The sequence below is a fragment of the Terriglobales bacterium genome (assembly GCA_035691485.1).
Lineage (GTDB): Bacteria > Acidobacteriota > Terriglobia > Terriglobales > Acidobacteriaceae > JAIQGF01.
Genome location: DASSIZ010000137.1, coordinates 1 through 9,864 on the forward strand (window position 1 = coordinate 1; position 9,864 = coordinate 9,864).

General features: G+C 59.4%; 10 protein-coding genes. 9 read left to right on the forward strand and 1 reads right to left on the reverse strand.

Translation table 11 applies throughout. From position 1 onward, the window contains the following. Positions 1 to 3 precede the first annotated feature (3 nt). The 3 genes from VFI82_16975 to VFI82_16985 all read left to right on the forward strand — a co-directional run bounded on the left by VFI82_16975 (position 4) and on the right by VFI82_16985 (position 2,262). Positions 4 to 591 carry a cytochrome P460 family protein gene (locus tag VFI82_16975; protein ID HET7186377.1) on the forward strand — a complete coding sequence of 196 codons (588 nt, stop codon included), beginning with the start codon at positions 4 to 6 and terminating at the stop codon, positions 589 to 591. Positions 592 to 683: 92 nt separating this feature from the next. Then, positions 684 to 1,196 (forward strand): heme-binding protein, encoded by a 513-nt coding sequence (locus tag VFI82_16980; GenBank protein ID HET7186378.1) that lies wholly within the window; start codon positions 684 to 686, stop codon positions 1,194 to 1,196. Positions 1,197 to 1,242: 46 nt separating this feature from the next. Next, the gene (locus tag VFI82_16985; GenBank protein ID HET7186379.1) at positions 1,243 to 2,262 is read left to right on the forward strand and encodes a fumarylacetoacetate hydrolase family protein; all 1,020 of its coding nucleotides are present in this window, start codon (positions 1,243 to 1,245) and stop codon (positions 2,260 to 2,262) included. 89 nt (positions 2,263 to 2,351) lie between these two features. On the opposite strand, the gene VFI82_16990 is transcribed toward VFI82_16985, so the two are convergent. Continuing rightward, positions 2,352 to 3,476, reverse strand: a complete 1,125-nt coding sequence (locus tag VFI82_16990) for an acetamidase/formamidase family protein (protein HET7186380.1) — start codon at positions 3,474 to 3,476, stop codon at positions 2,352 to 2,354. Between the two features lie 280 nt (positions 3,477 to 3,756). Here VFI82_16990 and VFI82_16995 point away from each other — a divergent pair, with 280 nt between their 5' ends. The 6 genes from VFI82_16995 to VFI82_17020 all read left to right on the forward strand — a co-directional run. Continuing rightward, a complete protein-coding gene (locus VFI82_16995) occupies positions 3,757 to 4,488 on the forward strand; it encodes a FadR/GntR family transcriptional regulator (protein ID HET7186381.1) in 732 nt (243 codons plus the stop codon). 17 nt (positions 4,489 to 4,505) lie between these two features. Further along, positions 4,506 to 5,678: a 4Fe-4S dicluster-binding protein gene (locus tag VFI82_17000; protein ID HET7186382.1), complete on the forward strand. Its 1,173-nt coding sequence runs from the start codon at positions 4,506 to 4,508 to the stop codon at positions 5,676 to 5,678. 15 nt (positions 5,679 to 5,693) lie between these two features. Then, the gene (locus VFI82_17005) at positions 5,694 to 6,926 is read left to right on the forward strand and encodes a hypothetical protein (GenBank protein ID HET7186383.1); all 1,233 of its coding nucleotides are present in this window, start codon (positions 5,694 to 5,696) and stop codon (positions 6,924 to 6,926) included. A gap of 66 nt (positions 6,927 to 6,992) precedes the next feature. After that, entirely contained in the window at positions 6,993 to 8,018 is a 1,026-nt protein-coding gene (locus tag VFI82_17010; protein HET7186384.1) for a thiamine pyrophosphate-dependent enzyme, read from the forward strand. A 113-nt stretch (positions 8,019 to 8,131) separates the two neighbouring features. Continuing rightward, positions 8,132 to 9,481, forward strand: a complete 1,350-nt coding sequence (gene oxlT, locus VFI82_17015; protein HET7186385.1) for an oxalate/formate MFS antiporter — start codon at positions 8,132 to 8,134, stop codon at positions 9,479 to 9,481. Positions 9,482 to 9,558: 77 nt separating this feature from the next. Continuing rightward, on the forward strand, positions 9,559 to 9,864 hold a 306-nt coding region (locus VFI82_17020), incomplete at its 3' end, for an STAS domain-containing protein (GenBank protein HET7186386.1).

Consider the following 9,864-nt stretch of genomic DNA (forward strand, 5'->3'; position numbering starts at 1 on the left):
GTCATTGTCTTCGCGTTGCAGTATGTCGTTGCCCTGCATGCGCAAAGCACGGCGAAGAACCCGCACGAGCCACATTACACGGCCGACGGACGCCTCGAAGCTCCTCTCGATTACCGTGAGTGGGTCTTCCTGAGTTCGGGAGTGGACATGAGCTATAGTCCGCGCGCAATGGCGATGGACCATTCCATGTTCGACAATGTTTTCGTTAACCCGGAAGCGTACAAGGCATTCGTCGAAACCGGTACCTGGCCCGACAAGACTATTCTCGTGCTTGAAGTTCGAGGCGCCCAGACCAAGGGCTCCATCAATCATACCGGGCACTTCCAGAGCACCGAGATGATGGGAATGGAAGTACATATAAAGGATGAAGCCAGATTCCCCGGCAAGTGGGCATTTTTTGGCTTCGACGACGACAAGGCGGCGAAGATGATCCCCACTTCCGCTGATTGCTACTCCTGCCACGAGAAACACGCGGCCGTGGACACCACCTTTGTGCAGTTTTACCCGACGCTGCTGACGATCGCCAAAAAGAAGAACACGCTCAGCCCCGGATACGTGAAGGAAGCGGCGGCGGCGGAGCAAACTCACTAAGTTCATTCCGCGCACATTGACTTGCGCCGTGCCTCGCGGCTAACATGCGCCACCGCAACGGGCCACTCGTCCGTTCGCAGCCAGGTGCCGCCATGTCGCAGCGCATTGTTAAGCTTTCTGCAGGGCTGTGGTTACTCTTTGCCGGTCTCGCAACATTGGCGCAAGCACCGGCTTCTTCCAGTACCAGCTTTTATCTGACGCCATACGGACCTCCCATTACAGTGGAGGCCGCCAAGAAAGCGGCGGCCGCCGCGCTTGCCGAAGCGCGCAAGAATAACTGGCTGATGGCGGTCGCCGTTGTCGATCCCAGCGGCAATCTTGTCTATTACGAAAAAATGGACAACGTGCAGCTCGGCAGCGCCAAGGTCTCCATCAATAAGGCGCGTTCGGCCGCTCTGTACAAGCGTCCCAGCAAGCTGTTGCAGGACAACCTGGCTTCCGGCGGGGCCGGCTTGCGTGTCCTCGCGCTGGAGGGAGCAGTCCCGGTGGAAGGCGGACTGCCGCTGATCGTGGACGGCAAAATTGTCGGCGCCATCGGACTGTCCGGCGACCTCAGCGAGCACGACGGCCAATGCGCCGCCGCAGGCGCGGCCACGTTGAAGTAAGACCGGCGCCAACATGGTTGGCGCAATTCATCATGGAGGGACAGTCATGGCGAGCAGCCGCAGAACATTTCTGAAAGGAGCCGGCGTGGTCGGCGCGATGGCGGCCACCGGCGGATTGAGCATGGGCAGCGCTCAGAACGAAGCTTCAAGCAAGCAGCAGCGCGGAATGGCAAGAAACCTGACCGTGCTTCACATCTTCCGCGATAACCAAAGGATCCTGGGGGTCAAGACGGAAAAGGGCATCCTCGACGTGCCGGCGGCGGCGGCCATACTCAAGATGCACGCACCCGCGACGGTGGACGATCTTCTCCAAAACGAAGACGGACCCGCGCTGAACGCGTTGGTGGACGCGGCGGCAAAATCGAATAAGCTGGCGAAAGCGTACTTGCCCGAGAGCAGCATCGACTACGGCCCGCTGGTGACGCGACCCCAGAAGATCGTCTGCATCGGTCTCAACTATCGCCGGCACGCGGAGGAGATCGGGGCACAGCTTCCCAAGCAGCCCGTGCTGTTCAGCAAGTACAACACCGCGTTGAACTGGCACAACGGCAAGATCAAGCTCCCCGTCGATGTCGCCAAGAAATTCGATTACGAAGTGGAACTGGTAATCGTGATCGGGAAAGCTGCTCACAATGTCAGCGAGGGGGACGCACTCTCTTATGTCGCCGGGTATGCAACCGGCAACGACTTCACGGCACGCGACCTGCAGTATGACACCGGCGGGCAGTGGCTTGCGGGCAAGACGCCGGACGGCTTCGGACCCGTCGGTCCGTACATGGTCACCGCCGACCAGATTCCCAACCCTAACAATTTGAAGCTGGAGTGTCGTGTCAATGGTGAGACTCGCCAGTCCTGGAACACCAATGACATGATTTACGACTGCAAGTATCTGGTCTCCTACGTCTCCAGGACCATCACGCTGCATCCGGGCGATATCATTTACACCGGCACGCCGCAAGGCGTGATCTTCGGCATGCCCAAGGACAAGCAGGTCTGGCTCAAGCCCGGCGACAAGATCGCGTGCAGCCTGGAAAAGTTAGGCGAGCTGAAGTTCGAGCTGGTGTAGACAAGCCAAATCAAACCACGGATCAACACGGATAAGACTTTAAGAACTTATCCGTGTTCATCCGCGAAAATCGGTGGCGCTTTTGGTTGTTACCTCTTCACGAAAATTGACTTTGGCACCATGCAGTGCACGCCCTTGCGGATGTCCACCATCTGCGTGATGTCGCAGTCCACCGCGATCGAGGTCAGCGCGTACGCTTCGTAGCGGTCCATCGGAACCATCGTCTGCTTGGACAGCCAATCAATGGTGTTGGTGACGGCAATCTTGGTTGCCTCCGTCAGGTCCTCGTCGAAGCCCATGAAGATCCAGTGCGTCTTCGTCTCTGCCCAGGGCCACTCCGTTTTCGTCTTGTGCACGATCGGCTGCAGCTCGATCTCCTTGTAGGCGCACTCGATCGCTTCCAGGTTCATTTCGCCGTTGCCTTGCCGGCAATGGGAGTCCCCGGTCCACAGCAGCGCTCCTTTTACGAACACCGGCAGGTAAAGCGTCGAGCCCGCCTGCAATTCGTTCAGGTCCATGTTCGAGCCGTTCTTCCAGGGACGCAAAGAGCTGGTGCGTCCCTGCGCATCCTTGATCGGCGGACCGGCCTTTTCCTTGGGCTCGTTCGGGTCCGGAGCTACCGCAATGATGCCGGGAAACGGTTTCAGATCAACCATGATCCCGGGCTTGAACTCGGTCTGCATTTTCTTCAGGTCGAACTGGTAATAACGGACGAAGCCTTCGGGAAATTCCTTGGGCAGCAGTCCGGTGGGAAATTCCTTTCCCGGAAGGTTGAAGTTCTGCCCGTATTCCTTGGGCACAATCTTCAGGATGCGGATCTCCAGCGTGTCGCCAGGTTCGGCGCCTTCGATATAGATGGGACCGGTCAGCGAGTGCGGGCCGCCGCCGGGATTGGCCTTGCGCAGGCGAGCCAACTCATCCATCGGCGGGCCGGCGATAGTGTGATCGGTCGGCGCCGGCTTGATCGCGTCCAGCGCGTGATACCAGGTTTCCACCGACACGGTGTCGCCGGATTGGATCGTGAGGCGCGGCTTCTCATTGGCGTCCAGCCAACCCCATTGCACGTTTTCCTTGGTGGCGCTGAGCGTGTAGTGCTTGCCGGTGACGGCGCCGCTCTTCTTTTTTTGTGTTTTGGGTGTCTGCTGGCCGCCCGCGCACAGGCTAATGCCGACGATGGCAGCCCAGGACAATACACTCTGAATGCCCCACTTCATTCGTTGCCTCCAAGTGATCTGCGAGATGGTGATGAGCCGAGGAGCCGGAGAGGAAATTTGGTCGCGTACTTTACTCCGCTTTGATTTTCTGCGCAACCGGGGGCGGCACCTCCCCAAAACGGGAAGGCAGCCAGAGATGTCCCCAAGATAAAAATCCTGCCGGATCTGCGGCACGCCGCTAAGCCGCTGAAAGCATGGGAAATAAAAAATCATCCCGCCCCTTGACGAAGGCGAACATTAGAGGAGTAGAATTGGTCCGGTCATCAGACCAATTCCCGAAATGGGAATTCGCCTCCTGGAATTCATGCACGCGGCCGTGAAACCCGAGTTCGAAACCGTCCGGCGCAACCGGATTTACGAAGAGATCGCCCGGCAGATCGAGAAGATGATCACGGAAAAAATGAAAACGGGCGACAGGCTTCCGCCGGAGCGGCAGCTGGCCGACATGTTCGGAGTCAGCCGCAGCTCGATTCGCGACGCCATTCGCGCTCTGGAACTTTCCGGGCTGGTGGAGGCGCGGCAGGGTTTGGGAACGGTGGTGCGTGAGCGCGCCAGCGACGCTGTATTCAATCCTCTGACGCAAGTCCTGGTGCAAAAGCGCAAGCTGGTCGGCGAACTGCTCGACGTGCGCAAGATGATCGAGCCCCCGTTGGCGCGGCGCGCGGCCGAGCACGCGACACCGGATGAAGTATCGGAAATGGAAAATATTCTGCGGCGCCAGCAGGAAAAGATGGCCGCCGGCGAAATGGCGATCGAAGAGGACAACGACTTTCACTACGCGATAGCGCTGGCAGCCGACAATAGCGTGGTGTTGAAGGTGCTGGATGTTCTGATGGATTTGCTGCGCGACACGCGCGAGCGGTCGCTGCAGGTGGAAGGACGGCCGGAGCGCTCGATGGCCGGTCATCGGGAGATCCTGGAAGCGATTCAGCGGAAGGACGCCGCCGGCGCCGAAGCTGCCATGTGCCGGCATATCGAATCGGTGGAAAAGATCGTACTCACGAAGTTCTAAAACAAGCGGAGGACGCGATGGGCAGGTTGTTCGCGGTTGAGATCGTTTATCGAGGGATTTTCCAGAAAAAACTAGCAGCTAATATCAGCCGCGGCATCGTGCTGGCCGCGCACCTGGACGGCAAGCCCGGCATGAGCTTCGGCCGCTACGGCGACAGCCCGGAGCGCAACGGCATTCCGGCCAAGTACTTCGCCATTGTCGCCGATGACGAACTTACCCTCGAAGAGGGCATGGCGAAATACGAACCGAAGGAAGTCGATGTCACCATCTGTGTCGACGACACCCTGTTCAAAGGCGTGGAATCGTGGGCCTGGTACGGATTGCAGCCGATCAACCAGTTGACCAAGCCGAACGGCACGCTCATCGTCACTTCGATGGAGCCGCCGGAAAAGTTGATGTCGATGGCCCACGCCAAGACCACGCCCTACAACTTGGCCATCGTCAAGGGCACGCGCAGCTTCTCCGGACTATGGGTCTATAAAGATGACCACTCCGATGTCCGCATCCTCGGCGCCATCGCCAAGGTGCTCCCCGAGATGGTCAGCCTGGAATCGATCAAGAAAACCATCCTCACCGAATGGCACGACCAGGTGAAGGTCGCCTCGGCGGAAAAGTCGTACAAACTCACGACCAAGGTGCCGGTGAAGCCGGGCTCGGGCAATCAGGAGACCCCCTACAGGTTCGATCTGCCGAAGTGGCACGAGATGGGCGAGGGCATTGCCATCCCCTGCATCACCGCGGGCAAGCCGGTCGAAGATCCGACAACCCACGTCCAGGGCGGCATCCGTCCGGACCGCAACCAGGTGTTCAAGAAATTCTCCACCCGCACCATGCGTCCGGTAGTCAACTTCGAGACCTGCATCAAGTGCACGCTGTGCTGGCTGCAGTGTCCCGACACCTGCTTCGACGTCACCCCGGAAGGTCTCTACGACGCCAACATGGAAGCTTGCTGTGGATGCGGCGTCTGCGAGGCGGTCTGCCCCGTCGAGAAGTGCGTCACCATGGTGGCGGAGACCGAATTCAACGACAACGCCAGCCAGTGGGAGATGTGGCGCAAGGATTCCACCGGCTACTTGACGTGGCTGAACCAGAAGATCGAACACCGGCCGGAGCGGTCGCATGGCTTCCGTTATCTCGGCCAATACAAAGAACAGGTCGGCGAGATGCTGCAGATCGCCCAAGAAGGATAGCGAGGAGAGGAAGTCATGGCGACAATTGCCCCCGTAAGAGAAGAGAAGAAGGGTACCGATAAGACCGCGTTGATCACCGGAAGCGAGGCGATCGCGGTCGCTTGTCAGCTCGCCGACGTTGACGTGGTTACGGCCTATCCCATCCGGCCCTATGACACCGTCATGCAGTACGTCTCCAAGCTGGTGTCGAATGGCGAGATGGACTGCGAATACATCGTGGCCGAAGGCGAACACTCGCAGTTCGAGATCGTGAAGCACGCCTCCGCCGTTGGCGCCCGCGTCTTCTGCGGTTCCAGCGGTGTGGGATGGATGTATGCCATGGAGGCTTTGACGGTCACTCCGGCGCTGCGGCTTCCCATGGTGTGCATGGTGGGCAACCGCGCGCTCGACGATCCGGGCGCCTTCGGCACCGAACACAACGATGCGCTGACGGTACGCGACCTGGGCTGGATGCTGAACTGGGTCGACAGTGGCCAGGAAGCGCTCGATACCACATTGATCGCCTATCGCGTGGCCGAGGATCGGCGCATTTTCCTGCCTTGTGCCATCAGCTGCGACGGCGCTTTCCTGACGCACTCGCAGTCACTCGTTCACATTCCATCGCAGGAAACGGTCAACGAATTCCTGCCCCGCTACAATCGTGCCGACCTGTTGCTGCATCCGGATAATCCCATCACCGTTGCGCCGCAAGCCAACGAAGATTGGGTCATGGAAATCCGGCGCCAGAACTACGCGGCCATGGAGAGGACCTTCGGTGTCATCAAGGAAGCGTATGCCGACTTCGAGCGCGTCTTTAAGCGCTCCTACGGCAATCCCTTCTTCGAGGAATATCAGACCGAGGATGCCGACGTGGTGCTCATGGGCATGGGCACGTTGTCCACGCCGGTCAAGGTCGCCATTCGCCAGATGCGCAAGGCGGGCAAGAAAGTCGGCTTCGTGCGCATGCGGTGGTTCCGTCCTTTTGCCGCCGACGAGCTGGCCAAGTGCCTGTCTCGCTTCAAGGCGGTCGGCGTCATCGATCGCGATTACTCGTTCGGGTCGCCCCATCTCGGCGGCGTGCTGGCGGGCGAGGTGCGCAACGCGCTTTACCCGGGATCGGGCAAGAAACCGCCGGTGCTGGGCTTCATCTGCGGCCTGGGCGGGCGCGAAGTAACCCTCCCCGATGTCGAAAGAATTACTGATTCGGTTTACAAGGCGGCTGAAGGCAAGGCGCAGCCGCTGACGCAGTGGATCGGGTTGCGCGAGTAAGCGGCGAGCCCAACAGATAAACGGCTCGGGACCCCGCGCCACACGAATTCGAAAGGATGAGGAGTTATGGCGACATTCGTACAGATTGATCCGACCCAGCAGTTGGATCCGTTCAAGTCAGTGAAGAAGATTCCGACCCACGAATTCTTCACCTCCGGCCACCGCACCTGCCAGGGATGTGAGTCGGCCCTGGTGATGAAGATGATGGTGAAGGCTGCCGGACCCCGTACCATCGTGCTGGGCAGCACCGGCTGCATGTACGTGGCCAACACCACCTACTACAGCACCTCCTGGGTAGTGCCATGGATGCACACGCAGCTGGGCAGCAGTGGCTCGGCGGCGCTCGGCGCCGCTGCGGGTCTCAAGGCGCAGATGCGCAAGGGCAAGATGAAGAAGGAGCCGATCAACGTCATCGCCTTCTGCGGCGACGGTGGCGGCGCGGACATGGGGCTCGGTGCGATCTCCGCCACCTTGACCCATCCCGACTACAACTGTCTCATCCTGCTGTATGACAACGAATCCTACGCCAACACCGACATTCAGCTCTCCGGCAGCACCCCGTGGGGCGCCAATACCACCTTCAGCACCCCGGGGACGGTGAAGCGCATCATGCATCACCGCTGGAAGAAGAACATGGCGGGCCTGATGGCGGTCGGCCATCCCACCTGCCGCTACGTTGCTACCATTTGCATGTCGTATGGCTTGCATGGTATGAACAGCATCCGAAAAGCGCTGACGATCGGCGGACCGACCTTTATTCACTCGTTGGATCCGTGTCCGAAGGGCTGGGATTACGATCCTATCCTTTCCCATGAGTTGGGCGAGTTGGCGGTGCAGACCGGCGTTTGGCCGCTTTACGAAGTTGAGGATGGCAAGATTCGCCTCACCGGGCGAACGCAGCAGATCGCCGATGGCAAGATTCCGCGCAAGCCGGTCCGGGATTACCTGCTCAAGCAGGGACGGTTTGCTCACTTCACCAACGACGATCTTGATTATTTCCAGAGCAAGATAGATCAGATGTGGACGAAATGGCTGATCCCGGGCGTGATTCCGTTCGAAAAGGATCTGGCAGCAGATAATCCGCCGGCTTAAACAGCCGGCGGGTTACCCGCCCACTTCCGGGACAGTTGCACCTCCGGCCCAGTCAAGTCTGGCATTTTCGTTTTTGATCCTGTTCATCCGACGCCAGTCGGGAGGTGCCTGTTATGGCAGAAGCCGCGAATGCGCAGCTGATTCATCCGTCGCGCATCGTTAACCGATGGGTCCAATTGGTGGCCGGCATCGTTGCGATGATGGCGATCGCCAATTTGCAGTATGCCTGGACCCTGTTCAGTAAACCACTCCAAGCTCACATGAACGTCAAGCTGTCCATGATTCAGCTGACGTTCACTCTCTTCATCCTGGTCGAAACCTGGTTGGTTCCCTTCGAAGGTTACCTGGTCGACCGCATCGGCCCGCGACTTATGCTTGGCGTTGGCGGCATTCTGGTCGGACTGGGTTGGATCGGCGCCGGCTACGCCGAGAGCTTGCGCCCTCTGTATCTCTGGTACTGCTTGGGCGGCATCGGTGCCGGCATCGTCTATGGCGGTAGCATCGGCAACGCCTTGAAGTGGTTTCCCGATCACCGCGGTCTCTGCGTCGGCCTCACCGCCGGTGCCTACGGCATCGGGACGGCCATCACCGTCGCCCCGATCGCCAAAATGATCAAGGCCGCCGGGTACCAGCACACTTTTGTGGTATGGGGCATCATTCAGGGGGCGGTCTGCCTGAGCGCCGCGCTCTTCCTGGCCAAACCTCCGCAAGGCTGGTCCCCGCCCGGTTGGCTGCAGAAGCAAGCCACCACCAAAGCCAAGGTTCGCACCTCCGCCATCGACATGACGCCGGTGGAAATGGTGCGCACCGGCTCCTTCTGGATGATCTATTTCATGATGACCCTGGTTGCCTTCGGCGGACTGGTGGTCACCGCCCAGCTGAACCCGATGGCGTCTTCCTACAAGGTTGACAAAATTGTCGTCTTCGGCGGCATGACGGCGCTGGTGATTGCCATCGAGGTAGACCGACTGCTGAATGGCGTCACCCGGCCTTTCTGGGGCTGGGTCTCGGACCACATCGGCCGCGAGAACACTATGTTCATCGCTTTCATGGCCGAAGCGGCCGCCGTTTTTGCCCTTCTCCAGTTGATCCACAAACCGCTGTGGTTCATTCTTTTGTCCGGCTTGTGCTTCTTTGCCTGGGGCGAGATCTTCTCCCTGTTCCCGGCAATTACCGGCGACCTGTTCGGTAAAAAATGGGCCACCACCAATTACGGCATTGTGTACACGGCGAAAGGCACAGCTTCGATTTTCGCCGGGTTCGGCGCCGCCTGGCTGTTTGAAAAAACCGGCGCATGGAGTCGCGTCTTCTGGTGCATGATCGCCTGTGACGTCATCGCCGCCTTCCTGGCCCTGCTCTGGTTGAAACCGGTGGCTGCCAGGACGATTGCGCAATCGGAGGCCATGGCGGCTGCGTCCTCGCCTCATGTTGTACCCGGCAAGCCATCGGTCGGAGTCGCTTAATCAGGCCGGCGCGGTGGAAACGCCGCGCCGCACTTTTGTTTGATCGGTCCACAAAGCTTCACGTAGGAGGCATGGCAATGGCTGCAAACCCGGCAGTCCCGGAAGCCCAACTGACTCTTCAGACCACGAAGAATCCCACCGAGAACGTGATTCGCTGCACCGGTCGGATTACTTCCGCCACCAGTGAACAGCTGCAAACCGCAGTTCGCGATCTGATTCCTGAGAAGAAACGTATCGTGCTCGACCTTACCTCTGCGAGCTATGTTGACAGTTCCGGCCTGGGCACTTTGGTCGGGCTGTATGTCTCGTGCAAGAAAAACGGCGCGCCGCTTAAGCTGGTGAACCTGACTCCCCGTCTCAAAGACCTGTTCACCATGACGAAC

Bases quoted from the DNA above. Each gene is read 5' to 3' on its own strand.
- VFI82_16985 (HET7186379.1), top strand. From the start codon at position 1,243: ATGGCGAGCAGCCGCAGAACATTTCTGAAAGGAGCCGGCGTGGTCGGC.
- VFI82_16990 (HET7186380.1), bottom strand. From the start codon at position 3,476: ATGAAGTGGGGCATTCAGAGTGTATTGTCCTGGGCTGCCATCGTCGGC.
- VFI82_17005 (HET7186383.1), top strand. From the start codon at position 5,694: ATGGCGACAATTGCCCCCGTAAGAGAAGAGAAGAAGGGTACCGATAAG.
- VFI82_17000 (HET7186382.1), top strand. From the start codon at position 4,506: ATGGGCAGGTTGTTCGCGGTTGAGATCGTTTATCGAGGGATTTTCCAG.
- VFI82_16980 (HET7186378.1), top strand. From the start codon at position 684: ATGTCGCAGCGCATTGTTAAGCTTTCTGCAGGGCTGTGGTTACTCTTT.
- VFI82_17010 (HET7186384.1), top strand. From the start codon at position 6,993: ATGGCGACATTCGTACAGATTGATCCGACCCAGCAGTTGGATCCGTTC.
- oxlT (HET7186385.1), top strand. From the start codon at position 8,132: ATGGCAGAAGCCGCGAATGCGCAGCTGATTCATCCGTCGCGCATCGTT.
- VFI82_16995 (HET7186381.1), top strand. From the start codon at position 3,757: ATGGGAATTCGCCTCCTGGAATTCATGCACGCGGCCGTGAAACCCGAG.